Here is a 25,561-nt window from a genome sequence, read left to right on the forward strand (position 1 = left end):
CGATGGCGCAATCACCCGCGCACCGTTTTGGCCAGATGATTGGCGACCTGCTGGAAGAGATTGTCGAGCCTCATCTGCGAGCGTACTGCGACAAGCGCGGCCTCTATCTCGACAGGAAGGGAAAGCGCGCTTGCAGGAAAGGCAAGAAGGTCACGTGGACTGACAAGTTCGGCAACTCCCACGACCTGGATTTCGTCATCGAGGCTGGCGGAAGCGACTGCGAGCCGGGGCGCCCGGTTGCCTTCATCGAGACGGCCTGGCGGAGCTACAAGAAGCACTCGAAGGCCAAGGCGCAGGAAATCCAGGGCGCCGTACTTCCTATCGCCGAATCGCGCTGGAAGGACAAACCGTTCATGGGGGCTGTCCTGGCTGGCGTGTTCACGGCTCCGTCCATCGCCCAGATGGCGGCGTGCAACTTCAGGACGGTGCTGCTGCCGGACACGTCAGTCATTGCCGCATTCAAGACGGCCGGGATTGACGTTGGCTTCAATGAGAAGACGCCCGACGAGAAGTTCGCGGAAGCGGTCAGGCAGATTGGAGCCTTGCCGCCAGGCAAGCGGCAGGCAGTCAAGGATGAAATTTACCGTTTGAATGCGCCGGTCCTGGAAGGCTTCTTTCGGGACCTCGCCAAATCAATCGACCGAACGGTTCGCAGGGTTGTCGTCGTACCGCTGTACGGGAGCGAGCTTGGCTTCGATGCCGTCGCCGATGCGCTGGGTTTCCTCGATGGGCACGACCAGTCGCCGGGCTCCTTCGAATTCCGCAAGTACGAAATCATCGTGCGCTTCAGCAACGGTGATTCGATAGACGGGACATTCGGCGACAAGGATGCGGCAATCGAGTTCCTGAAGTACGTCGGACGCGTGGATTCGGACTAGGGTCTCGATTGCTGTTGGAGGGAGTAGCGAACTGCACGGGCCGGATAGCCGGGGTATCCGACCGCGATCGCCGCCTCACGGCCGCACCGCCGACGAGGCGAGCACCCGCACCCGCCCGGCGCATGCCAGCAGTTCCAGCGCCTGCCGGGATCGCGCGGGCGAGGAAGAGGCTACGCAGTCGCGGGGAATCTCGACGTCGAACTCGCGCATGTTGGCGTCCATCGCGGTCGCGGCGATGCACGACTCGGCGGATACGCCGGTCAGGACCAGCCGGGTCGCGCCGAGCTTGGCCAGCAGGATCGGCAGCGGCGTGGCGAGGAAGGCCGAGTGCTTGGGCTTGAGGATGAAGTAGTCCTCCGGCTCCGGACGCAGCATCGTGGCTACCTGCGCGCCGGGGCTGGCCGGGTGCGAGCAGAGCGCGACGATTTCGTTGAAGTCGGCCTGCCACTTCATGAAGTTGTCGTTGACGTAGACGATCGGCGCGCCGGCCCGGCGGTAGCGCCGGCGCAGCGCGTCGATGCGGCGCGCCGCGGCCAGTGCGTTGCGCGCAAGCGCCTTGCCCTGCGGAAAATCGAACAGGTTGATCATGTCGATGATCAGCAACGCGGAAGGCGTGGGAGCGGTCGTGCGGGAGGTCATCGGCGGGTGATAGCAGCGCGTCGGTCAAGGGTCCGTGACAGCATCGGCGCGGGCGGCGGATTGCTGCCCGCACCGGGACGCCGCCGCCGCATGCGCGGGGGCGGCTCCGGCTTTCGCAAGCGCATCACGCAGTCCTGCCGACACTGCGGACATGAACCTGAACGAACCGATTCCCGCCTCCGTCCTGCCGCCGCCGGCCGTTGCCGCGCCGCCGGCCGACATGGCGCTGCTGCTCGCGCAACTGGAACGCTACCTGCTGACCGCCTGCCTGCCGGTCATCAGCGAGGAGGAATGGTGGAGCTGCTTCGCCGCCTTCATGCGCACGCAGCAGCAGGACCTGCCGGAAGCCCTGCGCAGCGCCTACGAAATCCAGGTGGACTACCTGCTGGCCCGCCACGGGCTGACCGCGTGGTCGGTCGCCAGGACGCGCAGCGGCATGGCGCGGGTTGCGGCCGGCCGCGACTGAGTTCCTTTCCCAACGCTTTACCGCATCGATGGAGCGTCACATGGGTGTCCTGCTGGCCGGCAATGCGATGCATCCCCGGGTCGAGCGCCATCCCGCGCCCGGCATCGTGTTTCCGCCCGAGTCATCGCCGGGCGCCGCGCACGAACTGGCCAGCCGCCGCTTCTGCGCGGGGATCCTGTCCGACCTGCTCGCCGATGCCGGCCTTGCGACGCTGCACGTGCCGCGTGACACCGTGCTCCTGCACGACCTCGCCGGGCTGGGCATCGACGATGCGCGGCTGATCTTCGGCGGCGTGGTGCCGCATGCCTTCCTCGCCACCAAGGTCATCGGCCATCCGCTCGTCGACGCGCAGGCGAGGGCGCCGCGGGGATGGTCGCATGCGTTGGCGGCGCGGATGGCGCCTTGCGTGCTGCCCGGCTATTCGGTGTTCGCCGCCGACGATCTGATCGAGGCGTTCCGGCGCATGCGCGCGCATGGGCAGGTGCGGGTCAAGTGCGCAGGCGCGCGCGGCGGACACGGCCAGGCCTGCATCGACGAGGAGGCCTCGCTGCTGCGCTGGATGCAGGATCTGCAACCGGTCGATTGGGAGGCGGGGCTGGTGGTGGAACCGCACCTGGAGCAGATCGTCGCCTTCAGCATCGGCGCGGTCAGCGTCGGCGCCATCGACATCGCCTATTCGGGTTTCCAGTACGACACCGTCGACGGCGCGGAACGGCGCGTCTATGGCGGTTCGCGTCTGCACGTCGTGCGCGGGACGCTGGAGTCGCTGCAAGGCACCACCGCCGATGCCGGCATGCGCGCGGCCATCGCGCACGCGCGCCGCTACGAGGCCGCGGTCAGGGACGCGTTCCCGGATTTCTTCGCCACCCGGCGCAACTACGACATCATCCGCGGCGTCGACGGGCAGGGCCGGACGCATTGCGGCGTGCTGGAGCAATCCTGGCGGCTGGGCGGCGCCAGCCCGGCCGAGGTGCTGGCGATGCGCGCGCTGGTGCGCGACGGCACGCTGGCGCAGGTCGAGGCCGCCACCTGCGAGACCTACGATCCCGCGCCGGAGATTCCCGCTGGCGCCGAGGTCCATTTCCAGGGGCCGCTGGGTTCATCGGGAATTCTCACCAAGTTTGCTAGCGTCAGGCCGCATGGGAATCCGGCTTGAGTCCATCGATATCCCGGTCGCCTCCGAACAGATACAGGGCACCTTCCTGGCGCCGGCGCAATCGCTGCCCGGCGTGCTGTTCGTGCACGGGTGGGGCGGTTCGCAGGAACACGACCTGGCGCGCGCACGCGAAGCCGCGGGTTTGGGCTGCGTCTGCTTGACCTTCGACCTGCGCGGCCACGAGCGCCACGCGCGGCAGTGGGAAACGGTCAGCCGCGCGCAGAACCTCGACGATCTGCTGGCCGCCTACGACTGGCTGGCCGGGCAGTACAACGTCGACGGCGACGCCATCGCGGTGGTCGGCATCAGCTACGGCGCCTACCTGGCGGCGATCCTCACTGCGCTGCGGCCGGTGCGCTGGCTCGCGCTGCGCACGCCGGCGCTGTACAAGGACGAGCACTGGGACTGGGCAAAGCGCAGGCTGCACGAGGATCCGGACCTGGTGCCGTTCCGCAACCGCCGCATCGCCTGGCAGGACAACCGCGCGCTGGGCGCGTGCGCCAGGTTCGCCGGCGATGCGCTGATCGTCGAGGCGCAGCACGATCGCGTCATCCCGCATGCGGTGATCGAGAGCTACCTGGCCGCCTTCCAGAACCCGCGCTCGCTGACTTCGCGGCTGGTGCGCGGGGCCGATCACGGTTTCACCGACAAGGCCAGCCAGAAGGACTACACCGGCATCCTGATCAAGTGGCTGACCGAGATGGTCGCCGGCTACCGCGAGGACGCGCTGCGCGAGAAGATGCAGGAGCGCAAGCGGCGCGCGCAGGCCGGCGGCTGAGTGGCGCGCGGACGCTTCACGACAGTCTCACGGCAGCGCTCCAACAATCCCGCCATGACGACAGAACAGCGCATGCCGGCGGATGCCGGCGGGCAAGCCGCGCCCGCATCGCCGGCGGACACGCATGAGGAAGGCAGGCTGGCGCGGCGCGCGCGCATCCTGCGCTTCCTGTTCCGCTACCGGCACCTGGCCGCCTTCTCCGGCATGTCGCTGCCGGAACCACCGCCCGATTCGGAGGCCGCGCAGGCGCAGGGCGAGGAACCCGCGCGCTTCGCCCGCGATCTGGAAGCGCTGGGGCCGGGCTTCATCAAGCTCGGGCAGATGCTCTCCACGCGCCCGGACTTCGTGCCGCCGGCCTATGCCGAGGCGCTGGAATGCATGCAGGAGGACGTCACCCCGATCCCGTTCGCGCAGATCCGCCAGGTGATCGAGGACCAGCTCGGCCTGCGGCTGGGCGCGGTGTTCGCCGAGTTCGACGAAACGCCGCTGGGCGCTGCCTCGCTGGCGCAGGTGCACGCGGCGACGCTGCGCAGCGGCCTGCGCGTGGCGGTCAAGGTGCAGCGTCCGGGCCTGCTCAACCAGTTGCTGGCCGATCTGGACATCCTGGCCGGCTTCGCCAGCACCGCCGACAAGGTCACCGACCTGGGTCGGCGCGTGCATTTCGCCGACTGGGTGCACGAGTTCCGCAAGACCCTGCTGGCCGAACTGGACTACGTGGCCGAGGCGGAGAACCTCGAGCGCTTCGGCCAGCACCTGGCGCCGTATCCGCAACTGGTGGTGCCGCGGCCAGTGTGGGACCTGGTGCGCCCGCGCTTGCTGGTGATGGAACGGGTGACCGGCGTGCGCGTGGACCAGGTGACCGACGTGCGCCGGCTGGAGACCGACATGCACGCGATGGTCACCGCGCTGGTGCGCGGCTACCTCGACCAGATCTTCGTGCATGGCGAGATCCACGCCGATCCGCACCCGGGCAACCTGCGCGTGCTGCCGGACGATCGGCTGGCGATCTTCGACCTGGGCATGATCGCGCACATCCCGCCGCGCCAGCGCGATCGCCTGCTCAAGCTGCTGTTCGCCGCGGTGGACGGCCGCGGCGAAGAAGTGGCCGAGGAGTCGATCCGGCTCGGCACGCGGCTGGACGACTACGACGAGGAGCGCTACCTGCGCGAGGTCGGCCAGCTGGTCGCGCACTACGCTGCGCACGCCGACTCGGCCTCGGAAGGGCGCGTGCTGATGCAACTGGTGCAACTGGCCACCGCCTGCGGCCTGCGCACGCCGCCGGAGATGAGCCTGCTCGGCCGGACCCTGCTCAACCTGGAAGCGGTCTGCCGGCACCTGGCGCCGGACCTGCTCGTCCGCGACATGGTCGAGGAGCACCTGCAGAGGGTGATGCAGCTGCGCCTGCGCAAGTCGCTGTCGCCGTCCAACCTGGCCAGCGAGATCATGGAGCTGCAGGTGCTGCTGCGCGAATCGCCGCGCAAGATCTCCGACGTGCTGTCGCTGCTGGCGGAGAACCGCTTCCAGCTGCGCGTCACCGGGCTGGAGGAATCGCGGCTGCTGGAGAACATGCAGAAGATCGCCAACCGCATCTCCGCCGGGCTGGTCGCGGCGGCGCTGATCGTCGCCTCGACGCTGATGATGCGGGTGGAGACCGAGGCGCGGCTGCTGGGCTATCCGGCGCTGGCGCTGCTGATGTTCCTGATCGGCGCGTTCCTCGGCATCGGCATCATCGTCAGCGCGCTGCTGACCGACCGCCGTGCCAAGCGGCGCGAGGAGCGCGGGCCGCGCTGAGCGCGGTCCATCGTTGCTTGATGGTGCTAAGCGCGGTTCCGCCTGCTGGACTACTGGTTGATGCCGCGGCTGTAGAGCCGAGCTTGCCCGGCTCGCCGTGCGCGCGAGCGAGAAGCAGCCGAGCAAGCTCGGCTCTACAGGGAGAATCCGCGAGGCTTGTGGCGTGTGACAGGTGTCGGTTGAATGGCTTCGGTCCGTCCGCGGGTTACGGACGCCGGTTGTAGCCGAGCTTGCTCGGCTTGCCGTGCGCGCGAGCGAGAAGCAGCCGGGCAAGCTTGGCTCTACAGGGGGAATCCGCGAGGCTTTTGGCGTGCGACTGGTGTCGGTTGAATGGCTTCGGTCCATCCGCGGGTTACGGACGCTGGTTGTAGAGCCGAGCTTGCTCGGCTTGCCGTGCGCGCGAGCGGGAGCAGCCGAGCAAGCTCGGCTCTACAGGGGGAATCCGCGAGGCTTGTGGCGTGCGGCGGGTGTCGGTTGAATGGCTTCGGTCCGTCCGCGGGTTACGGACGCCGGTTGTAGCGCCGGGCTTGCTCGGCTTGCCGTGCGCGCGAGCGAGAAGCAGCCGGGCAAGCTCGGCTCTACAGGGGGAATCCGCGAGGCTTTTGGCGTGCGACGGGTATGGGGTGAATGGCTTCGGTCTGTCCGCGGGTTACGGACGCCGGTTGTAGCGCCGGGCAAGCTCGGCTCTACAGGGGGAATCCGCGAGGCTTCTGGCGTGTGGCGGGTATCGGTTGAATGGCTTTGGTCCATCCGCGGGTTACGGACGCCGGTTGTAGAGCCGAGCTTGCTCGGCTTGCCGTGCGCGTGAGCGAGAAGCAGCCGAGCAAGCTCGGCTCTTCAGGAGGATGTGGCGGGAAAGAATCCGCCGGGACGATGCAGGATCGATGGCCCGAGCAATAACACTCGACCGCGCATGGTGCTCAAGCACCGCGCAACGAAGCCAGCTCCAGCGCATCCGGCCCCATCGATGCGCGCGTCAGCAGCCGCTGCGCCTGCGCCTGGTCAGCCGCCGGCAGTGTTTCCAGCCATTCGATCGCACCCGCGCTGAGCACCGCCACCGGCAGCGCATCGCGATAGGCCACGCGGGCGCCGGCCACGCGCGCCACGCGCGGGCCGGGCAGCAGGGTGCCGAGCAGGTTGGCCGGGTCGGAAGCCGACACGCAGACCCAGGCCGGCGCGTCGGGGGCTGCAGCGTCGCCGCGCCGCGCCGCGCGCAGCGCCGGGATCGCGTCGGGCAGCGCGAACTGCTCGCCGGACAGGCCGGCGATGAAGCGTCCGCCGCGGATCTCGCCGCGCGCCTCCAGGCGGTGGTAGACGCGGACCAGTTCGCGCCACGGTGGCAGCCAGGCCGCCTCCTTCTGCAGCAGCGTCCAGCACACCACGCCATAGCGGCGCAGCAGCGTGCGCGCGACGTGCTCGAGCGCGGCCTCGCGCTGGCCGGGCGCATCGGCCGGCGCGCGCCGGGCCAGCGCCCAGCGGCCGGCGTCCTGCAGGCTGCCCATCAAGGGGCCGCGCCGGCGTCGCGAAGACGAGGCGTTGCGACGCGACGGCGGCACCAGCAGCGAGCGAAGGCCCGAATAGCTGTCGCAGTGCACGCGTCCGCGCGCGACCAGTTCGGACAGCGCGTCCTCCAGTTCGGTGCGCATCAGCCGCGCGTGCTCGGCGATGTCGTCGAAGAACGATGCGCCGTGCTCGGCCAGCGCGTCGAGCACGCGCTGCGCGCGCGAGGACACCGCCGCGTCGTCCTCGCCCGGCGACATCGCCGCCCACAGCGCGGCGCTGCGGCGCGGCAGCAGCATCAGCGGGGTGGAACGCAGCGAGCCGGGCGCGCCGCGCTGTCCTGCCGCAGAAGGCGGACGCAGCCGCAGCCATTGCACGCGGCCGCTGCCGCACAGGTCGTCGAGCCAGTGCAGCGCGTAGTCGGTCATGCGCGCGGGCAGCAGTTCGGTTTCCCAGGCCGCCGCGGGCGCTTCGTAGCCTTCCAGCTGCGCCAGCAGCGCGGCCAGCGCGTCCGGGCCGCTGACGCGCGCGTCCGGCGCCACGCGCTGCCAGGCGAACAGGAAGCGCGCATAGTCGCGCCGCTCGACCGGTTCGATCTCGCGGCGCAGTCGTTGCAGGGTGTAGCGGTGGATGCGCGCGAGCAGGTGGCGCTCGCACCACTGCGTGCCGTCGTCGGGCGCATCGGGCAGGAAGCGGCCCTGCATGACCGTGCCTTCCTGCTGCAAGGCCAGCAGCGCCTGCACGATGCGTGTTTCCGGCAGGGCGAAGTCCCGCGCCAGCGCCGAGGCCGCCGCCGGTCCCAGCCCGGACAGCCGCGCGCGCAGCAGTTCGATCAGCGCCTGTTCGCCGCTCCATGCCTGGCGCAGGCATTCGGCCGGCACGCGCACGGCCGGTTCGGCGTGCGCGCGTGGATGCAGCGCCTGCGCCTGCGGCAGGCGTTCGGTGGCGATCCACCAGCCGGCCGCCGCATCGTCCGCTTCGACGGCGAGGCGGGTGGCGCGGCCGTCCCGCGCCAGCGCTTCCAGCAGCGACGGCCAGCCGGCTTCCTCGCGCGCCTCGGCGGCGGTGGCGAAGCCCAGCGCGGTCAGCGCCTCGTGCATCTCGTCGGCGCTGGCGGCCTGCGGCCAGGCTTCCTGGCGCACCATCGCGATCGCGTCCGGATCCAGCCGGCCCAGGTCCTCGGGATCCTTCGGGTTGGCGTAGCGGCGGCCCTGCACGGCCTGGGTGCGGCGTTCCTCCAGCGGCGCGTCGTCGAGGAAGGCGTAGGGACGCGCCTGGATCGCCTCGGCCGCCAGCGGCGAGGGCGCGGCCAGATCGCGCGCGGCCACCTGCACCCGGCCGGACTCGATTCCGCGCAGCAGGCGCAGCCAGCCTTGGCTGTCCATCGCTTCGTCCAGGCAGTCGCGCAGCGTCTGCGCGACCAGCGGGTGATCCGGCACCTCGCGATCGCCGGCCAGGTTCTCCGCGCAGGCGACCTGGTCGGGGAACACCGTCGCCAGCAGATCCTCGGACTTCATCCGCTGCAGCTGCGGCGCGACCTTGCGGCCGCCGGCGAAGCGGGGCAGCGCCAGCGCGGTGGTGGCGTTCCAGCGCCAGCGCACGCCGAACAGCGGCGCGTCCAGCAGCGCCTGCACCAGCACGTCCAGCGCCGAGGACGAGTGCAGGTAGCGCGCCACTTCCTCCAGCGGGAAGCTGTGGCTGGTGGACAGCGACAGCACGATCGCGTCTTCGGTGGCGGCGGCCTGCAACTCGAAGTTGAACTTGCGGCAGAAGCGCTTGCGCAGCGCCAGTCCCCAGGCACGGTTGACGCGGCTGCCGTAGGGCGAGTGGATCACCAGCTGGGTGCCGCCGGACTCGTCGAAGAAGCGCTCCAGCACGATCCGCTGCTGCGTCGGCAGGCCTTCCAGCGCGGTCGAGGCGCGGCGCAGGTAGTCCAGCAACTGCGTGGCGGAGGCCTCGTCCAGGCCGAGCTCGTCGCGCAGCCACGCCTCCGCCGCGCCGTCCGTAAGCCGCGCCCCGACCTCGGCGCGCAGGCGCGACACGCCTGCCGACAGTTCATCGCTGCGCCCCGGCGCCTCGCCCAGCCAGAACGGGATGTTGGGCGCGGCGCCGCGCGCGTCCTCCACCCGCAGCCGTCCCGGCTCGATGCGCAGGATGCGGTAGCTGACGTTGCCGAGCTGGAACACGTCGCCGGCCAGGCTTTCGACCGCGAAGTCCTCGTTGACCGTGCCGATGACCTGCGCCTCCGGCTCCAGCATCACCGTGTAGTCGCCGGTGTCGGGAATGGTGCCGCCGGAGGTCAGCGCGGTCAGCCGCGTGCCCTTGCGCGCGCGCAGCCGGCCGTGCACGGCGTCGCGATGCACGTGGCCGGCGCGCGCGCCGCGGCGGGTGCTGAAGCCTTTGGCCAGCATCCGCACCAGTTCGTCGAAATCGGCGCGCGCCAGCGCCGCGTACGGGCCGGCGCGGCGCAGTCGGTCATACAATTCGCCCTCGTCCCACTCGCGGCAGGCAACCTCGGCGACGATCTGCTGCGCCAGCACGTCCAGCGGGGCTTCCGGGATGCGCAGCGCGTCCAGTTCGCCGCGCCGCACGCAGTCCAGCAGCGCCGCGCATTCGACCAGCTCGTCGCGGGTCTGCGGGAACAGCCGCGCCTTCGGCGTGCCGCCGACCGAGTGGCCGGAGCGCCCGGCGCGTTGCAGGAAAGTGGAGATGGCGCGCGGCGAACCGAGCTGGCAGACCAGATCGACCTCGCCGATGTCCAGGCCCAGTTCCAGCGAGGCGGTGGCGACCAGCGCCTTCAGTTCGCCGCGCTTGAGCCGTTGTTCGGCGGCCAGCCGGGTCTCGCGCGCCAGGCTGCCGTGGTGCGCGGCCACCGCGTCGGCGCCGAGCTTCTCGGCCAGGTGGCGCGCGGCGCGTTCGGCCATCCGTCGCGTGTTGACGAACACCAGCGTGGTGCGGTGCGCGCGCACCAGCTCTTCCAGTTGGCAATAGACCTGTTCCCACTGGTCGTTCGACATCACCGCCGACAGCGGCGCCGGCGGCACCGCCAGCGCCAGGTCGCGGCGGCGGTCGTAGCCGATGTCGACGATCTCGCAGCCGCGCGGCGCGCCGTCGGCGTCGCGGCCGGTCAGGAAACCGGCGACCGCCGCGATCGGCTTCTGCGTGGCCGACAGGCCGATGCGCACCGGCGGCGACTCGCACAGCGCCTCCAGCCGCTCCAGCGACAGCGCCAGGTGGCTGCCGCGCTTGCCGGCGGCCACGGCGTGGATCTCGTCGACGATCACGCTGCGCACGCCTCGCAGCATCTCGCGGCCGCTCTCCGAGCCGAGCAGCACGTACAGCGATTCCGGCGTGGTGACCAGGATGTGCGGTGGCCTGCGCAGCGCCTGCGCGCGTTCGCGCGCGGGCGTGTCGCCGGTGCGCACCGCGGTGCGTATTTCCACCTCGGGCAGGTCCAGCGCGCGCAGCGATTCGCCGATGCCGGCCAGCGGCGCCTCCAGGTTGATGCGCACGTCGTTGGACAACGCCTTCAGCGGGGAGACGTAGACCACCATCGTGCGGTCGGGCAGGCCGGCGGGCGAGAGCCCTTGCTTCACCAGCGCGTCGATCGCGGCCATGAACGCGGTCAGCGTCTTGCCCGAGCCGGTCGGCGCGGCGACCAGCGTATGGCGACCGGCCGCGATCAGCGGCCAGGCCTGGCGCTGGGCCGGCGTCGGCCCACCGGGAAAGGCCTGGGCGAACCAATGGGCGAGGGCGGGATGGAAGAGGTCGGGGGGCATGGCCGGCAGCGGGCGGCGAAGGCGCCTCAACCGACGATATGGGGCGGCGGCGGCGCGATGCAACGCGCGCTGATGAACGGTTCCCGACGCCGCACCGCGCACGCGGCGTTGACGGCGGCGCTGGCAACCTGATCGCGACAGGAGGCGATGGACGATGCAGTACAGGCATTTCCGGTTCGGCAAGGGATTCCGCGTCGCCTTCGCGGTGCGGCGGGTGCAGGCGGCCGAGATGGTCATCGCGCCTGGTGGCAGCGAGGGCGGCCCGGAAAACCGCCACCGCGGCGCGGACCAGTGGCTGTACGTGGTCTCCGGCAGCGGCCTGGCCATCGTCGAAGGCCAGCGGAAAAGGCTGCGCGCCGGCAGCCTGCTGGTCATCGAGCGCGGCGAGCGGCACGAGATCCGCAACACCGGCCGCACCCTGCTCAAGACCGTCAACCTGTATTCGCCGCCGGCCTATCGCGACGACGGCGAGCCGCTGGCGCGGGGCAGGAAGTGATCGTGCGCGCCGGCGCCGCGCGGCGGAGCGCGGGGTGATGCAGGGCCTGGACTGGGTCGGCTGGCTGGCCTCGGCCATCCTGCTGGCGACGCTGCTGCGCCAGATCCGCACGCAATGGAAATCGCCGTCGCCCGAGGGCGTGTCGCGCTGGCTGTTCGCCGGCCAGATCGCCGCCTCGGTCGGGTTCGTGATCTACAGCCTGTCGCTGCGCAACTGGGTGTTCGTTGTCACCAACGGCCTGATCCTGCTGACCGCCATCGCCGGCCAGATCGTGCAGCACCTGCGCCGCGGTGAAGGCGGCGACTGAAACCCCGCCCGCGGCGGCGCTGTCGGACCCGTGCGACGGCAGGTCGCTCAGACGCGTCCTTCGACCAGTTTCTGCAGCCGCTCCTTGCGCCCGTTGACCCAGCGCGCGGACCAGCGCATGCCGGCGGCGACCGAGCGCACCGCCACCTCCGGCTGCGGACGTTCCGGGTCGAGCATCGTGATCTCCACCACCCAGCCCGAGCGCTGCGGACGGATCTGCAGGATCTGCCGTCCTTCCAGCATCAGCGCCATCGGTCCGGTCGCGTTCTCCTCGTCGCCCTCCCAGGAGAATCCCGGGGGCAGTTTCATCGGCGTCGCACGAGCCATCTTCTCATCGGTCCCTAACGCGGTCGGGAATCGCCCTCGGGCGCATGACGGTCGTCCTGTTCGCGGCCATGCAGCCCCATCCTTCTGAATGAAAATCCCGCGGTCACGGTTTGCCGGGAATCTTGATCCGCGCGGCGTGATGGACATGCGAACGCAAGCGCGCGCGCCGGTGCATGATGGATGCGTTGTCGCGCAGATCACGCTGGAAGGCATGCGCGTCGGCGCAGCAGTGCGAACGCCACCGGTGGCTCCCGCGCCGGAGGCCGCGCCTTCGCGCATGTCAAACGCCGGTAACAGGTTCGATCCAGGCTGGCGCCATCGTCAGGAGGATGCCCGATGAAGATCTTGTTGAAACGCAGCCTGTCCTGGTTCGCGCTGGGTTCGCTGCTGCTGGTCCTGGCCGGCCTGGCACAGGTCCCCGAGGTCTGGGCGGCCTGGCTGCCCTGAGCGCGACCGCCGCGGTCCTGGCTGGCCGCGAGCCGACGCCCGGGCGGCGCTACCGCCTGCCGGAGCGCGACACGCCCCCGGTTCTGGTCTACCATGACCCTGCATTCAACAGGACAGGGTGGCCCGCGGAAACGCCGGCCGAGCGTGCGACATGAGCACTACCACCGACCCCCGCTAGAATCCCCGCCCGAGGCCGGCCACAGGCGCCCTCGCGGCGCTTTTTTTGTGGCCGAGAAGCGGCCACGGGAATCGGGAATGGAGAATGGGGAATCGTGAAAAGCGATCCCCGTTTTCCGGAAGCCCAACCCGATCTCCCGGCAAACCGCTTCTTCGATTCCCCATTCACTATTCCCCATTCCCGGCTCCACCCATGATCACGATCACCCTCCCCGACGGCAGCCGCCGCGAATTCGAACAACCCGTCTCCGTCATGCAGGTCGCCCAGTCGATCGGCGCCGGCCTGGCCAAGGCCACCGTCGCTGGCGCGGTCGACGGCCGGCTGGTCGATGCCAGCGACGTCATCGACCACGACGCCACGCTGCGCATCATCACTCCCAAGGACGAGGAGGGCGTGGAGATCATCCGCCACTCCTGCGCGCACCTGGTCGGCCACGCGGTCAAGCAGCTGTATCCGGACGCGAAGATGGTCATCGGCCCGGTGATCGCCGAGGGCTTCTACTACGACATCCATTCCGAGCGCCCGTTCACGCCCGAGGACCTGGCCGCGATCGAGCAGCGCATGCAGGAGCTGATCGCGCAGGACTACGACGTGATCAAGAAGATGACCCCGCGCGCGGAGGTCGTCGAGGTGTTCAAGGCGCGCGGCGAGGACTACAAGCTGCGCCTGATCGAGGACATGGCCGACGACGTCACCGCGATGGGCCTGTACCACCACCAGGAATACGTGGACATGTGCCGCGGCCCGCACGTGCCGAACACGCGCTTCCTGAAGGCGTTCAAGCTGACCCGAATCTCCGGCGCGTATTGGCGCGGCGACGCCAAGAACGAGCAGCTGCAGCGCATCTACGGCACCGCCTGGGCCGACAAGAAGCAGCTCGACGCCTACGTCCAGCGCATCGAGGAAGCCGAGAAGCGCGACCACCGCCGCATCGGCAAGCAGCAGGAGCTGTTCCACCTGCAGGAAGAGGCGCCGGGCCTGGTGTTCTGGCATCCGAAGGGCTGGGCGATCTGGCAGGTGGTCGAGCAGTACATGCGCAAGGTCTACCGCGACAGCGGCTACGGCGAGGTGCGCTGCCCGCAGATCCTGGACGTGTCGCTGTGGCAGAAGTCCGGCCACTGGGACAACTACCAGGAGAACATGTTCTTCACCGAGTCGGAGAAGCGCACCTACGCGCTCAAGCCGATGAACTGCCCCGGCCACATCCAGGTGTTCAACCAGGGCCTGCACAGCTACCGCGACCTGCCGATCCGCTACGGCGAGTTCGGCTCCTGCCACCGCAACGAGCCGTCCGGCGCGCTGCACGGCATCCTGCGCGTACGCGGCTTCACCCAGGACGACGGCCACGTGTTCTGCACCGAGGAGCAGGTCGAGGCCGAGGTCACCGCGTTCCACCGGCAGGCGCTGGCGGTCTACGCCGCGTTCGGCTTTGACGAGATCCAGATCAAGATCGCCCTGCGCCCGGAAAAGCGCCTCGGCGACGACGCCACCTGGGACAAGGCCGAGGACGCCCTGCGCGCGGCGTTGCGCAGCTGCGGGGTGGAATGGCAGGAACTGCCGGGCGAGGGCGCCTTCTATGGCCCCAAGATCGAGTACCACCTGAAGGACGCCATCGGCCGCACCTGGCAGTTGGGCACGATGCAGGTCGATTTCATGATGCCCGGCCGCCTGGGCGCCGAGTACGTGGACGAGCACAGCCAGCGCCGCCACCCGGTCATGCTGCACCGCGCGATCGTGGGCTCGATGGAGCGGTTCATCGGCATCCTCATCGAGCACCACGCCGGCGCCTTCCCGGCCTGGCTGGCCCCGGTCCAGGCGGTGGTCATGAACATCACCGACGCCCAGGCCGATTACGTCGACGAGGTCCGGAAAAGCCTTGCAAATCAAGGCTTCCGGGTCGTTTCGGATTTGCGCAACGAGAAAATCGGCTATAAGATCCGCGAGCACACGCTGCAAAGGGTGCCGTACCTGCTGGTGGTCGGCGACCGCGAAAAGGAAAATGGCGCCGTTGCCGTGCGTACCCGTTCGGGCGAGGATCTTGGCACAATGCCGGTAGCCGCCTTCGCCGAGCGCCTGCGTGGCGAGCACGCATAAGGCCGATCCCGGCCCGCAAGGGCCGGCCCGATTCCCCTAGGAGACTGCAACAATCAGTACCCCTGACAACAAGCAAAACCGCAAGAACCACGAGATCCGCGTGCCGCGCGTGCGTGTCATCGGCAGCGACGGCGAGATGATCGGCGTGCTCTCGCGCGACGAAGCCCTGGCGAAGGCCGAGGACGAAGGCCTGGATCTGGTCGAGATCCAGCCGCAGGCCGATCCGCCGGTCTGCAAGATCATGGACTTCGGCAAGTTCAAGTTCGAGCAGCAGAAGAAGGCCAACGAGGCCAAGAAGAAGACCAAGCAGGTCGAGATCAAGGAACTCAAGTTCCGGCCGGTCACCGACGAAGGCGACTACCAGATCAAGATGCGCAACATCCGCCGCTTCCTGGAAGAAGGCGACAAGGTCAAGATCAACATCCGCTTCCGCGGCCGCGAGATGAGCCACCAGGAACTGGGCCGGCAGATGGCCGCGCGCATCGAGGCCGAGCTGGGTGACGACATCGTCATCGAGTCGCGCCCGCGCCTGGAAGGCCGCCAGATGGTCATGATGATCGCCCCCAAAAAGAAATGATCTTTCGCGCCGAAGGCGCGAAAGGCCAACCGTTCCCCTCCCCTGCGCAGCGGGGGAGGGCAAAGGGTGGAGGAGCGCCGCAAGGCGCTCTTTTCGTTTCCGTAGCCGGGTCAGCCGGGAGGATGGGAGCCGCAGGCGCGAAAGGCCAACCGTTCCCCTCCCCTGCGCAGCGGGGGAGGGCAAAGGGTGGGGGAGCGCCGCAAGGCGCTCTTTTCGTTTCAGCCCACGGCAAAACCGCCCCGTGGGAGCGACGTCAGTCGCGACGGGACGGTTCAAGTCGCGACTGACGTCGCTCCCACAGGTGTCGCCCCATGTTGAGAACCCCCTGATTTGCAAGGAATTCCCGCACCGGGCATAATGCGCGGCTCCGGTTTGCCGGAGGGCTGTACGCAGCCATTGGACCCGTCGAGGTTTCCTTCGTGGATTCAACGACTTACAAGCCGACAGGGGCAGGGACGGAAAGACCGGATACGGCGCCCAGGTCAGTGACAGAACACACCCAAGGACATCGCAATGCCCAAGATCAAGACCCACCGGGCGGCGGCCAAGCGTTTCCGGAAGACTGCTTCCGGCAAGTACAAGGCCGGCCACGCCAACCGTAGCCACATCCTCACCAAGAAGGCCACCAAGCGGAAGCGCAACCTGCGCGGCACGAACATCGTTCGCGCCGAGGACAGCGGCCGTCTGGACCGCATGCTTCCCTACCTCTGAGGATCTGAGTCATGGCACGAGTCAAGCGCGGCGTCACCGCACGTCGCCGTCACAAGAAAGTCCTGCACCTGGCCAAGGGTTACTACAACGCCCGCCGCAAGGTGTTCCGCGTCGCCAAGCAGGCGGTCATCAAGGCCCAGCAGTACGCCTACATCGGCCGCAAGCAGAAGAAGCGCAACTTCCGTTCGCTGTGGATCACCCGCATCAACGCGGCGGCCCGCATCAACGGCCTGAGCTACAGCCGTTTCATGAACGGCCTGCTGAAGGCCGGCATCACCCTGGATCGCAAGGTGCTGGCGGACATCGCCGTGCACGATGCGACGGGTTTTGCCGCCCTGGCTGAAAAGGCGAAGGGCGCACTGGCGGCGTAAGCCGCGTCTCCACCGTAAAAGCTGTACCGGCGGTCCATCGCCGAAACACGTGGGGAAGGGCGCGAGTCCTTCCCCATTGTTTTTTCGGGATTGGGCATTCGGGATTCGGGATTGGCAGGAGCGAGTCAGCCCGGTTCCTCCGTGATTTGCGAATCCCCGACCCAGCTTCCAATCCCGAATCTCCAATCCCCGAATCCCGGCCCCACCATGAGCGATATCGAAACCCTGTCCAACCAGTCGCTTGCCGACATCGCCGCCGCCGCCTCGCCCGAGGCGCTGGAACAGATGCGCGTGGCCTTGCTGGGCAAGAACGGCAGCGTCACCGCGCAGCTCAAGCAGCTCGGCGCGCTGCCGGCCGAGCAGCGCAAGCAGGCCGGCGAGGCGATCAACCGCGCGCGCGACGCCATCGCCGAGGCGCTGTCGGCGCGCAAGGTCGTGCTGGAGGACGCCGCGCTGGACGCGCGCCTGGCCGGCGAAACCCTCGACGTCACCCTGCCCGGGCGCAACGGCGGGCGCGGCGGGCTGCATCCGATCAGCCGCACGCTGGAGCGCATCGCCGACATCTTCGGCCGGCTGGGCTACGAACTGGCCGACGGCCCGGACATCGAGGACGACTGGCACAACTTCGAGGCGCTGAACTTCCCGCCGCACCACCCGGCGCGGGCGATGCACGACACCTTCTACTTCGGCGACGGCCGCCTGCTGCGCACGCACACCTCCGGCGTGCAGGTGCGCTACATGGACAGCCACCGGCCTCCGCTGCGCATGATCGCCGCCGGCAAGGTCTACCGCAGCGACAGCGACCAGACCCACTCGCCGATGTTCCACCAGGTCGAGGGCCTGCTGGTGGACGAGCATTCGACCTTCGCCGACCTGAAGGGCACGCTGGCCGAGTTCGTGCGCGCCTTCTTCGAGCGCGACTTCGAGATGCGCTTCCGCCCCAGCTATTTCCCGTTCGTCGAGCCCGGCGCGGAGGTGGACATCGCCTGGCAGCAGCCCGACGGCAGCACCCGCTGGCTGGAAGTGCTGGGTTGCGGCATGGTCCATCCCAACGTGCTGCGCAACTGCGGCATCGACCCGGAGCGCCATACCGGCTTCGCCTTCGGCCTGGGCGTGGAGCGCTTCGCGATGCTGCGCTACGGCGTGGGCGATCTGCGCGCGTTCTTCGACAACGACGTGCGGTTCCTCAGGCAGTTCGCTTGAAGGCCGGGATTCGGGATTCGTGATTCGGGATTGGCAAAAGCCACCCCCTGCGACCCGAACCGGCACTCTGCTTTTTTCGAATCCCCAATCCCGAATCCCCAATCCCGGCTCCCATGAAATTCAGCGAAAACTGGCTGCGCAGCCACGTCCCCACCGAAGCCACGCGCGATGAACTGGCCGCCACGCTGACCGCGATCGGCCTGGAGGTCGAGGAGGTCACGCCGCTGGGCGAGGGCCTGGACAAGGTGGTGGTGGCGCGCATCGTCGAATGCGCCCGGCATCCCGAGGCCGATCGCCTGCAGATCTGCCAGGTCGATGCCGGGCAGGGCGAACTGCTGCAGATCGTCTGCGGCGCGCCCAATGCGCGCGCGGGGCTGCGCGCGCCGCTGGCGCTGGCCGGCGCGCGGGTGGCCGGCATCGACATCAAGGCGGCGAAGCTGCGCGGCGTGGATTCCAACGGCATGCTGTGCTCGGCGAAGGAACTGGGCATCGACGCCGACGCCTCCGGCCTGCTGGAACTGCCGGACGACGCGCCGATCGGCGCGCCGATCGCCGACTACCTAGGCCTGCCCGACGCCAGCATCGAGATCAAGCTCACCCCCAACCGCGCCGACTGCTTCGGCGTGCGCGGCATCGCCTTCGACGTGGCGGCGGCCTGCGGCAGCGAGGTGGTCGCCTTCGACGCCACCCCGATGCCGGCGCTGAACGACGCGCGGCTGGCGGTGGAGCTGCACGCCGGCGCCGATGCGCCGCGCTACTGCGGCCGCGTCATCGAGGGCATCGACCCGTCGGCGCGGACGCCCGCGTGGATGGCCGAGCGCCTGCGCCGCAGCGGCGTGCGTCCGGTTTCGCTGTTGGTGGACATCACCCAGTACGTGATGCTGGAACTGGGCCAGCCGATGCACGCCTTCGATCGCGATCTGCTCACCGGGCCGATCGGCGTGCGCCGTTCGCGCACCGGCGAGACGGTCAGGCTGCTCGACGGCCGCGATGCGGCGCTGGACGACGATTTCCTGGTCATCACCGATGCCGATCGCGTGGTCGCGCTGGGCGGCGTGATGGGCGGCCACGACACCCGCGTCACCGAGACCACGCGCAACGTGTTCCTGGAAGCGGCGCATTTCGCGCCGGCCGCGATCATCGGCCGCGGCCGCAAGCTCGGCCTGCATACCGACGCCTCGCACCGCTTCGAGCGCGGCGTGGATCCGGCGCTGCCGGCGCAGGCCATCGAGGTCGCCACCCGGCTGGTGGTCGAGCTGGCCGGCGGCGCGCCCGGCCCGGTGGTGACGGCGGAACTGCCCGAACACCTGCCGCGCCCGGCCGCCATCTTCCTGCGCCGCGCGCGGGTGGCGCGCGTGCTCGGCGTGGACATCGCCGATGCCGAGATCGAGCGCATCCTGCGTGCGCTGGGCATGCAGGTGGCGGCCGTCGGCGAGGGCTGGAGCGTGGTCGCGCCGAGCCGCCGCTTCGACATCGCCATCGAGGAAGACCTGATCGAGGAACTGGCGCGCATCCACGGCTACGAGAACATCCCGACCACGCTGCCCGGCGGCGCCGCGCGCATCGTCGCGCCGCCGGAAACGGTGTTCGACCCGGCCGGCACGCGCCGCCAGCTGGTCGCGCGCGACTACCTGGAAACGATCAACTACGCCTTCGTCGATGCGCAGTGGCTGCGGCAGTGGCAGGCCGAGGCCGGCGCGGTGCCGCTGGCCAACCCGCTCAGCGCCGAACTGGCGGTGATGCGCACGCGGCTGCTGCCGGGGCTGGTGGCGGCCTTGCAGCGCAACGTGGCGCGCCAGGCCGGGCGGGTCCGGCTGTTCGAGATCGGCAACGTGTTTGCAAGCGCCCCGGCCGGTGCCGGCGATGCGCCCGCACCCGTCGAGGCGCTGCGGCTGGCCGCGGCGGTCTGCGGCGACGCGCTGGCCGAGCAATGGGGCGAGCGAGCGCGCAAGGTCGACTTCCATGACCTGAAGGGTGACCTGGAGAGCCTCGCCGCCGCCTCCGGCGCGTCGCTGGAGTACCGGCCGTCGCAGGCGGCGCACGGCCACCCGGGGCGCTCGGCCGACATCCACCGTGACGGCGTGCACATCGGCTGGATCGGCCAGTTGCATCCGCGGCTGGCGCGCGATCTCGACCTGGACACGGACGTGATCGCGTTCGAGATCGACCTGGCCGCGCTGTCGGCGCGCGCGCTGCCGCGCGCCGGCGAGTTGTCGCGCTATCCGTCCGTGCGTCGCGACTTCGCGTTCGTCGTCCCGGAGCAGGTGCCCTGGGCGGCGATCGAGACCACCGTCAAGGCCGCCACCGGCCCGCTGCTGCGGCAGATCGTGCTGTTCGACCGCTATGTCGGCCAGGGCGTCGAAGCAGGCTTCAAGAGCTTGGCTATGGGCTTGATTTTGCAGGACAACTCACGCACTCTGACCGAACGCGATGTGGAAACGGTGGCCGCCCGAGTGGTGGCCTCCCTTGGCCGCGAGCACGGCGCCAGGATTCGCGGATGAGGCATTGCGGCAGGTGGGGAGAACCCCGGGGGAAACGGTAGCGATGGCATTGACCAAGGCGGAAATGGCCGAGCGTCTGTTCGACGAGGTCGGGCTGAACAAGCGCGAGGCCAAGGAGTTCGTCGACGCGTATTTCGACGTCCTGCGCGAGGCGCTGGAGCAGGGACGGCAGGTCAAGCTGTCGGGCTTCGGCAACTTCGACCTGCGCCGCAAGAACCAGCGCCCCGGCCGCAACCCCAAGACCGGCGAGGAGATCCCGATTTCGGCGCGCACGGTGGTGACCTTCCGTCCGGGCCAGAAGCTCAAGGAAAGGGTGGAGGCCTATGCTGGATCCGGGCAGTAATCGCGAGCTACCGCCGATCCCGGCCAAGCGCTACTTCACCATCGGCGAAGTCAGCGAGCTGTGCGACGTCAAGCCGCACGTGCTGCGCTACTGGGAGACCGAGTTCCCCAGCCTGGAGCCGGTCAAGCGCCGCGGCAACCGCCGCTACTACCAGCGCCACGACGTGCTGATGGTGCGGCAGATCCGCGGCCTGCTGTACGAACAGGGCTATACCATCGGCGGCGCGCGCCTGCGCCTGGAAAGCGACGGCGCCCGCCAGGAGTCGGCGCTGAGCCACCAGATCGTCAGGCAGGTGCGGATGGAGCTGGAGGAAATCCTGCAACTGCTGCGGCGTTGAAACCGTTGGCGTTTCCGCGCGGATTCGCCGGCCCGGGCCGGCTGTGAGAAGCACCGCTTTGCGGCTATAATTGCCGCCCCGCCGCAGGGCGGGAACCATCGCATCAGTTCGGGGCGTAGCGCAGCCTGGTAGCGCATCTGCCTGGGGGGCAGAGGGTCGTCGGTTCAAATCCGGCCGTCCCGACCAATGCGATCGACGAAAGGCCCGCGCCTGGCGCGGGCTTTTTTGTGGGTCTTTCCTGGAGAGCGGGAACAGCAAAGGCAGCCGAGCAAGCTCAGCCCTGGACGAGGACTTTTGTAGAGCTTGCTCCACTCCCCGGCGCTACGGCGAACCGCCGTCAGTACCAGCTCAGCACGACCTTGCCGGCCTTGCCCTGTTCCATCAGGTCGAAGCCCTTCTGGAACTCCTCCACCGGCAACTGGTGGGTCAGCACCTTGCCGAGCGGGAAGCCCGACAGCACCAGCTGGGTCATCTTGTACCAGGTCTCGTACATCCTGCGGCCGTAGATGCCCTGCACGGTCAGGCCCTTGAAGATGATGCGGTCCCAGTCGATGCCGGCGCCCTTGGGCAGGATGCCGAGCAGGGCGATCTTGCCGCCGGGGTACATGCATTCGAGCATGTCGTTGAACGCGCGCGGGTTGCCGCTCATCTCCAGGCCGACGTCGAAGCCTTCCATGTGCAGGTCGGCCATCACGTCCTTGAGCGAGGTGTTGGCGACGTTGACCACGCGGGTGGCGCCCATGTCGGCGGCCAGCTTGAGGCGGAAGTCGTTGACGTCGGTGACCACCACGTTGCGCGCGCCGATGTGCTTGCAGATGCCGGCGGCGATGATGCCGATGGGACCTGCGCCGGTGATCAGCACGTCCTCGCCGACCACGTCGAATTCCAGCGCGCAGTGCGCGGCGTTGCCGTAGGGATCGAAGAACGCGGCCAGCTCGCTCGGGATCTGGTCCGGGATCGGCCACAGGTTGGACGCCGGCATCACGATGTACTCGGCGAACGCGCCGTTGCGGTTGACGCCGATGCCGGCCGTGTGCGGGCACAGGTGCGGGCGGCCGCCGCGGCAGTTGCGGCAGTGGCCGCAGACGATGTGGCCCTCGGCCGACACGCGCTGGCCGACGCTGTAGCCGCTCACGCCCGGGCCCAGCTCGGCGATGCGGCCGACGAACTCGTGGCCGATGGTCAGGCCCGGCTTGATGGTGCGCTGGCTCCACTCGTCCCACAGGTAGATGTGCAGGTCGGTGCCGCAGATGGCGGTCTTCTCCAGCCGGATCAGCACCTCGTTGGGGCCGGGCTGCGGCACCGGGATTTCCTCCATCCAGATGCCCTTGCCTGCTTCGCGCTTGACCAGCGCCTTCATGGTTTTCTGCGTCATCGGGAACGGTACGGCCATCGGGGAAGAGGGCGCGGATTATACGCCCGCGGTCCGCGCCGGTCCGGCACGCCCCTGCCACAAGTCATGGCCGGGCAGGGCGACGCCGGCGGCTACAATCGGCTTCTTTGCCCTGTCGTGGAGCCGCCGATGCGCCTGAACCTGCTTGCCGTTTCCCTTGCCGTCGCCAGCCTGGCCGCCGGCGCTGCCCATGCCGGCGAGGGCATGTGGGTGCCCCAGCAACTGCCGGAGATCGCCGGCCCGCTGAAGAAGGCCGGCCTGAAGCTGTCGCCGCAGCAACTGTCCGACCTGACCGGCGACCCGATGGGCGCGGTGGTCGCGCTGGGCGGCTGCACCGCCAGCTTCGTCTCGCCCAACGGCCTGGTGGTGACCAACCACCACTGCGCCTACGGCGCCATCCAGCTCAACTCCACGCCGGAGAAAAACCTGATCGTGGACGGCTTCAACCCGGCCACCGTCGCCGACGAGGTCAGCGCCGGACCCAATGCGCGCGTCTACGTGCTCGACTCGATCAAGGACGTCACCGCCGAGGCGCGCGCGGCCATCGCCGCCGCCGGCGGCGACCCGCTGGCGCGCACGCGCGCGCTGGAAGCCTTCGACAAGGCGCAGGTCGCCGCGTGCGAGGCCGAGGCCGGCTTCCGCTGCCGCCTGTACAGCTTCTCCGGCGGCAACACCTACCGGCTGTTCAAGAACCTGGAAATCCGCGACGTGCGCCTGGCCTACGCGCCGCCCAGCAGCATCGGCAAGTTCGGCGGCGACATCGACAACTGGATGTGGCCGCGCCACACCGGCGACTTCGCCTTCTACCGCGCCTACGTCGGCAAGGACGGCAAGCCGGCGGCGTACTCGCCCGACAACGTGCCCTACCAGCCCAAGCGCTGGCTGAAGTTCGCCGACAGGCCGCTGGGCGCCGGCGATTTCGTCATGGTGGCCGGCTACCCCGGCTCGACCAACCGCTACGCGCTGGAGACCGAGTTCGACGCCACCGCCAACTGGACCTATCCGACCGTCGGCCAGCACTACAAGAACCTGATCGCGCTGGTGGAAGCGGCCGGCAGGCAGAACGCGGACATCAAGGTGAAGTACGCCAGCACGATGGCGAGCTGGAACAACGTCACCAAGAACTACGACGGCCAGCTCGAAGGCTTCAAGCGCATCGACGCGGCGGGGCAGAAGCGCGCCGAGGAGGCCGCGGTGCTGGCCTGGCTGCGCGCGCAGGGCGGCAAGGGCGCCGAGGCGCTGGCCGCGCACCAGCGGCTGGCCGACCTGGCCGCGCAGGCGCGGACCACCCGCGATCGCGATTTCGTCGTCGGCCAGTTCCACAACACCGCCGCCATCGGCAGCGCGATCCAGCTGTACCGCCTGGCGATCGAGCGCGCCAAGCCCGACGCCGAGCGCGAGTCCGGCTTCCAGAACCGCGATCTGCCGGCCATCGAGGGCGCGCAGAAGCAGCTCGAGCGCCGCTACGTGCCGGCGATGGATCGCCAGTTGCAGGAATACTGGCTCAAGGAATACGTGAAGCTGCCGGCCGCGCAGCGGGTGGCCGCGGTCGATGCCTGGCTGGGCGGCAACGATGCGCAGGCCATCGGCCAGGCGCTGGACCGGCTGGCCACGACCGGCCTGACCAGCACCGAGCAGCGGCTGAAGTGGCTGGCCGCCGATCGCGCCGCGTTCGAGGGCAGCGACGATCCGGCCATCCGCTACGCGGTGGCGGTGATGCCGACGCTGCTGGAACTGGAGAAGCAGCGCAAGACCCGCGCCGGCGAGGCGCTGGTCGCGCGCCCGCTCTACCTGCAGGCGCTGGCCGACTACAAGAAGAGCCAGGGCAAGTTCGTCTATCCCGACGCCAACCTCTCGCTGCGCATCACCTTCGGCAACGTGGTCGGCTACGAGCCGAAGGACGGCATGGCCTACACGCCGTTCACCACGCTGGAGGGCGTGGTCGCCAAGGAGACCGGCGCCGAGCCGTTCAACTCGCCCAGGGCGCTGCTCGACGCGGTGGCGGCCAAGCGCTACGGTGGGCTGGAGGACAAGCGCCTGGGCAGCGTGCCGGTCAACTACCTGTCGGACCTGGACATCACCGGCGGCAACTCCGGATCGCCGGTGCTTGACGCGCACGGCAAGCTGATCGGCCTGGCCTTCGACGGCAACTGGGAATCGGTCAGCTCCAACTGGGTGTTCGATCCGAAGATGACCCGGATGATCGCCGTCGACGGCCGCTACCTGCGCTGGGTGATGCAGGAGGTCTATCCGTCGCCGCGGCTGCTGGAGGAAATGAACGTCGGCAAGTAAGCGCTGCCGAAGGCCCGCCCATGCGGGCCGCGATGGCGGACGAGGGGAGCGGTATGATCCGCTCCCCTCGCCGTTTCCGCCTTGCAGAAAACCGCCAGACCTCTCCCCACAGGAACCACCGACGCATGCGCATCCTGCTTGCCCGCCACGGCGAGACGCCGTGGAACGCCGAAGGCCGCTACCAGGGCCAGATCGACATCCCGCTATCGCCGGTCGGCGAGGCGCAGGCCGCCGCGCTGGGCGAGCGCCTGCGGGACCTGCCGATCGCCCGCGCGGTCGCCTCGCCGCTGTCGCGCGCGATGAACACCGCCCGGCGCGCCTTGGGCGAGTCGCGCGCGGACATGCTGGGCATCGACGAGGACCTGCAGGAAATCGCCCACGGCGAATGGGAAGGCCTGCTGGCCAGCGAGATCCACGACAAGGATCCGGCCCGCCTGCGCGCCTGGCGCGAGGAGCCGGACACGGTGCTGATGCCCGGCGGCGAATCGCTGCGGCAGGTGCTGGATCGTTCCTGGCGCGGGCTGTCGCGCGCGGCCGAGGGGCTGGGCGAGCAGGACACGCTGCTGGTGGTCGCGCACGATGCGGTCAACCGCGTGATCCTGTGCAAGGTGCTGGGCATCCCGCTGTCCCGGCTGTGGACCTTCCGCCAGGCGCCGACCACGATCAACCTGCTGGAAGGCGCGGACGTCGACAGCCTGGAGGTGGTGCGCCTGAACGACTGCGCGCACCATACGCCGTTCTTCGGCGAGGCCAGGCATCGGGCGTTGTGAACTGCTGGCCACAGCCAAAGCCAAAGCCAAAGCTTTCGCGCAGAGCGCGAGTTACTTTTGTCTTGGCAAAAGTAACCAAAACCGCCGGCGCCTGACACTCGCCGATACGGCTACGCCGCATCGGTTCCCTGTGCTCCTCGTCGGAGTCGGCACGGCGCCCAAACTCGCTTCGCTCAGACAAGGCACCTCTTCGGCCGCCTCCGCCTGCGGTGCTCGGCTCGCTTTAAG

Annotated in this window: 21 protein-coding genes and 1 tRNA gene; 18 read left to right on the forward strand and 4 right to left on the reverse strand. The window is 69.3% G+C overall.

What is annotated here, in order from left to right:
* Window positions 1–2: 2 nt before the first annotated feature.
* Window positions 3–878, forward strand: coding sequence for a DNA methylase (locus AAG688_RS05325; protein ID WP_411834325.1), 876 nt, complete (start codon window positions 3–5; stop codon window positions 876–878).
* A gap of 75 nt (window positions 879–953) precedes the next feature.
* Here AAG688_RS05325 and AAG688_RS05330 read toward each other — a convergent pair whose 3' ends face one another.
* Window positions 954–1,517, reverse strand: a complete 564-nt coding sequence (locus AAG688_RS05330; RefSeq protein WP_411834326.1) for a cysteine hydrolase family protein — start codon at window positions 1,515–1,517, stop codon at window positions 954–956.
* 151 nt (window positions 1,518–1,668) lie between these two features.
* Between AAG688_RS05330 and AAG688_RS05335 the strand changes: the two genes are divergently transcribed.
* From AAG688_RS05335 to AAG688_RS05350, 4 genes are read left to right on the forward strand one after another with little or no spacing between them, the layout of a single operon-like run.
* Complete coding sequence (locus AAG688_RS05335) at window positions 1,669–1,983, forward strand: hypothetical protein (protein ID WP_411834327.1); 315 nt, start codon at window positions 1,669–1,671, stop codon at window positions 1,981–1,983.
* Between the two features lie 40 nt (window positions 1,984–2,023).
* Entirely contained in the window at window positions 2,024–3,139 is a 1,116-nt protein-coding gene (locus tag AAG688_RS05340; protein ID WP_411834328.1) for a DUF3182 family protein, read from the forward strand.
* Window positions 3,123–3,917 (forward strand): alpha/beta hydrolase family protein, encoded by a 795-nt coding sequence (locus AAG688_RS05345; RefSeq protein WP_411834329.1) that lies wholly within the window; start codon window positions 3,123–3,125, stop codon window positions 3,915–3,917. Before AAG688_RS05340 ends, AAG688_RS05345 begins: the two co-directional genes overlap by 17 nt.
* Window positions 3,918–3,971: 54 nt before the next feature.
* Window positions 3,972–5,708 (forward strand): ABC1 kinase family protein, encoded by a 1,737-nt coding sequence (locus AAG688_RS05350; RefSeq protein WP_411834330.1) that lies wholly within the window; start codon window positions 3,972–3,974, stop codon window positions 5,706–5,708.
* A gap of 920 nt (window positions 5,709–6,628) precedes the next feature.
* Here the strand turns inward: AAG688_RS05350 and AAG688_RS05355 are convergent.
* Window positions 6,629–10,987 carry a DEAD/DEAH box helicase gene (locus AAG688_RS05355; protein ID WP_411834331.1) on the reverse strand — a complete coding sequence of 1,453 codons (4,359 nt, stop codon included), beginning with the start codon at window positions 10,985–10,987 and terminating at the stop codon, window positions 6,629–6,631.
* Window positions 10,988–11,141: 154 nt separating this feature from the next.
* Between AAG688_RS05355 and AAG688_RS05360 the strand changes: the two genes are divergently transcribed.
* Window positions 11,142–11,483, forward strand: coding sequence for a cupin domain-containing protein (locus tag AAG688_RS05360; RefSeq protein ID WP_411834332.1), 342 nt, complete (start codon window positions 11,142–11,144; stop codon window positions 11,481–11,483).
* A gap of 37 nt (window positions 11,484–11,520) precedes the next feature.
* Complete coding sequence (locus tag AAG688_RS05365; RefSeq protein WP_411834940.1) at window positions 11,521–11,790, forward strand: hypothetical protein; 270 nt, start codon at window positions 11,521–11,523, stop codon at window positions 11,788–11,790.
* Between the two features lie 47 nt (window positions 11,791–11,837).
* Here the strand turns inward: AAG688_RS05365 and AAG688_RS05370 are convergent, their stop codons facing one another.
* Complete coding sequence (locus tag AAG688_RS05370) at window positions 11,838–12,098, reverse strand: hypothetical protein (protein ID WP_411834333.1); 261 nt, start codon at window positions 12,096–12,098, stop codon at window positions 11,838–11,840.
* An 835-nt stretch (window positions 12,099–12,933) separates the two neighbouring features.
* On the opposite strand from AAG688_RS05370, the gene thrS reads away from it, so the two are divergent.
* From thrS to AAG688_RS05415, 9 genes are all read left to right on the forward strand, one after another.
* Window positions 12,934–14,835: a threonine--tRNA ligase gene (gene thrS, locus AAG688_RS05375; RefSeq protein ID WP_411834334.1), complete on the forward strand. Its 1,902-nt coding sequence runs from the start codon at window positions 12,934–12,936 to the stop codon at window positions 14,833–14,835.
* 52 nt (window positions 14,836–14,887) lie between these two features.
* Window positions 14,888–15,412: a translation initiation factor IF-3 gene (gene infC, locus AAG688_RS05380; protein ID WP_411834941.1), complete on the forward strand. Its 525-nt coding sequence runs from the start codon at window positions 14,888–14,890 to the stop codon at window positions 15,410–15,412.
* 513 nt (window positions 15,413–15,925) lie between these two features.
* Window positions 15,926–16,123: a 50S ribosomal protein L35 gene (gene rpmI / locus AAG688_RS05385; RefSeq protein ID WP_411834335.1), complete on the forward strand. Its 198-nt coding sequence runs from the start codon at window positions 15,926–15,928 to the stop codon at window positions 16,121–16,123.
* Between the two features lie 11 nt (window positions 16,124–16,134).
* Window positions 16,135–16,494: a 50S ribosomal protein L20 gene (gene rplT / locus AAG688_RS05390; protein WP_411834336.1), complete on the forward strand. Its 360-nt coding sequence runs from the start codon at window positions 16,135–16,137 to the stop codon at window positions 16,492–16,494.
* A 207-nt stretch (window positions 16,495–16,701) separates the two neighbouring features.
* Window positions 16,702–17,697 (forward strand): phenylalanine--tRNA ligase subunit alpha, encoded by a 996-nt coding sequence (gene pheS / locus AAG688_RS05395; RefSeq protein ID WP_411834337.1) that lies wholly within the window; start codon window positions 16,702–16,704, stop codon window positions 17,695–17,697.
* A gap of 113 nt (window positions 17,698–17,810) precedes the next feature.
* On the forward strand, window positions 17,811–20,198 hold the full coding sequence (gene pheT / locus AAG688_RS05400) for a phenylalanine--tRNA ligase subunit beta (protein ID WP_411834338.1): 2,388 nt from the start codon (window positions 17,811–17,813) through the stop codon (window positions 20,196–20,198).
* Window positions 20,199–20,241: 43 nt separating this feature from the next.
* The gene (locus AAG688_RS05405; protein WP_411834339.1) at window positions 20,242–20,541 is read left to right on the forward strand and encodes an integration host factor subunit alpha; all 300 of its coding nucleotides are present in this window, start codon (window positions 20,242–20,244) and stop codon (window positions 20,539–20,541) included.
* On the forward strand, window positions 20,522–20,878 hold the full coding sequence (locus AAG688_RS05410; RefSeq protein WP_411834340.1) for a MerR family transcriptional regulator: 357 nt from the start codon (window positions 20,522–20,524) through the stop codon (window positions 20,876–20,878). Before AAG688_RS05405 ends, AAG688_RS05410 begins: the two co-directional genes overlap by 20 nt.
* 109 nt (window positions 20,879–20,987) lie before the next feature.
* Window positions 20,988–21,064 (forward strand) — tRNA-Pro (locus AAG688_RS05415).
* Window positions 21,065–21,215: 151 nt separating this feature from the next.
* Here AAG688_RS05415 and tdh read toward each other — a convergent pair.
* Window positions 21,216–22,238, reverse strand: a complete 1,023-nt coding sequence (gene tdh / locus AAG688_RS05420; protein WP_411834943.1) for an L-threonine 3-dehydrogenase — start codon at window positions 22,236–22,238, stop codon at window positions 21,216–21,218.
* Between the two features lie 162 nt (window positions 22,239–22,400).
* Between tdh and AAG688_RS05425 the strand changes: the two genes are divergently transcribed.
* Both AAG688_RS05425 and AAG688_RS05430 read left to right on the forward strand, forming a co-directional pair.
* On the forward strand, window positions 22,401–24,563 hold the full coding sequence (locus AAG688_RS05425) for a S46 family peptidase (protein ID WP_411834341.1): 2,163 nt from the start codon (window positions 22,401–22,403) through the stop codon (window positions 24,561–24,563).
* Between the two features lie 125 nt (window positions 24,564–24,688).
* On the forward strand, window positions 24,689–25,333 hold the full coding sequence (locus tag AAG688_RS05430; protein ID WP_411834342.1) for a histidine phosphatase family protein: 645 nt from the start codon (window positions 24,689–24,691) through the stop codon (window positions 25,331–25,333).
* Window positions 25,334–25,561 lie beyond the last annotated feature (228 nt).

The sequence above is a fragment of the Pseudoxanthomonas mexicana genome, assembly GCF_046736355.1.
Taxonomy (GTDB): Bacteria; Pseudomonadota; Gammaproteobacteria; order Xanthomonadales; family Xanthomonadaceae; genus Pseudoxanthomonas_A; species Pseudoxanthomonas_A mexicana_B.

Coding starts and splice junctions, on each gene's coding strand:
- AAG688_RS05405 (WP_411834339.1), top strand. CDS start 20,242: ATGGCATTGACCAAGGCGGAAATGGCCGAGCGTCTGTTCGACGAGGTC.
- tdh (WP_411834943.1), bottom strand. CDS start 22,238: ATGAAGGCGCTGGTCAAGCGCGAAGCAGGCAAGGGCATCTGGATGGAG.
- AAG688_RS05340 (WP_411834328.1), top strand. CDS start 2,024: ATGGGTGTCCTGCTGGCCGGCAATGCGATGCATCCCCGGGTCGAGCGC.
- AAG688_RS05365 (WP_411834940.1), top strand. CDS start 11,521: ATGCAGGGCCTGGACTGGGTCGGCTGGCTGGCCTCGGCCATCCTGCTG.
- pheS (WP_411834337.1), top strand. CDS start 16,702: ATGAGCGATATCGAAACCCTGTCCAACCAGTCGCTTGCCGACATCGCC.
- AAG688_RS05330 (WP_411834326.1), bottom strand. CDS start 1,517: ATGACCTCCCGCACGACCGCTCCCACGCCTTCCGCGTTGCTGATCATC.
- rplT (WP_411834336.1), top strand. CDS start 16,135: ATGGCACGAGTCAAGCGCGGCGTCACCGCACGTCGCCGTCACAAGAAA.
- AAG688_RS05325 (WP_411834325.1), top strand. CDS start 3: ATGGCGCAATCACCCGCGCACCGTTTTGGCCAGATGATTGGCGACCTG.
- AAG688_RS05360 (WP_411834332.1), top strand. CDS start 11,142: ATGCAGTACAGGCATTTCCGGTTCGGCAAGGGATTCCGCGTCGCCTTC.
- AAG688_RS05355 (WP_411834331.1), bottom strand. CDS start 10,987: ATGCCCCCCGACCTCTTCCATCCCGCCCTCGCCCATTGGTTCGCCCAG.
- AAG688_RS05370 (WP_411834333.1), bottom strand. CDS start 12,098: ATGAAACTGCCCCCGGGATTCTCCTGGGAGGGCGACGAGGAGAACGCG.
- AAG688_RS05410 (WP_411834340.1), top strand. CDS start 20,522: ATGCTGGATCCGGGCAGTAATCGCGAGCTACCGCCGATCCCGGCCAAG.
- AAG688_RS05430 (WP_411834342.1), top strand. CDS start 24,689: ATGCGCATCCTGCTTGCCCGCCACGGCGAGACGCCGTGGAACGCCGAA.
- rpmI (WP_411834335.1), top strand. CDS start 15,926: ATGCCCAAGATCAAGACCCACCGGGCGGCGGCCAAGCGTTTCCGGAAG.
- AAG688_RS05425 (WP_411834341.1), top strand. CDS start 22,401: ATGCGCCTGAACCTGCTTGCCGTTTCCCTTGCCGTCGCCAGCCTGGCC.
- AAG688_RS05350 (WP_411834330.1), top strand. CDS start 3,972: ATGACGACAGAACAGCGCATGCCGGCGGATGCCGGCGGGCAAGCCGCG.
- pheT (WP_411834338.1), top strand. CDS start 17,811: ATGAAATTCAGCGAAAACTGGCTGCGCAGCCACGTCCCCACCGAAGCC.
- AAG688_RS05345 (WP_411834329.1), top strand. CDS start 3,123: ATGGGAATCCGGCTTGAGTCCATCGATATCCCGGTCGCCTCCGAACAG.
- thrS (WP_411834334.1), top strand. CDS start 12,934: ATGATCACGATCACCCTCCCCGACGGCAGCCGCCGCGAATTCGAACAA.
- AAG688_RS05335 (WP_411834327.1), top strand. CDS start 1,669: ATGAACCTGAACGAACCGATTCCCGCCTCCGTCCTGCCGCCGCCGGCC.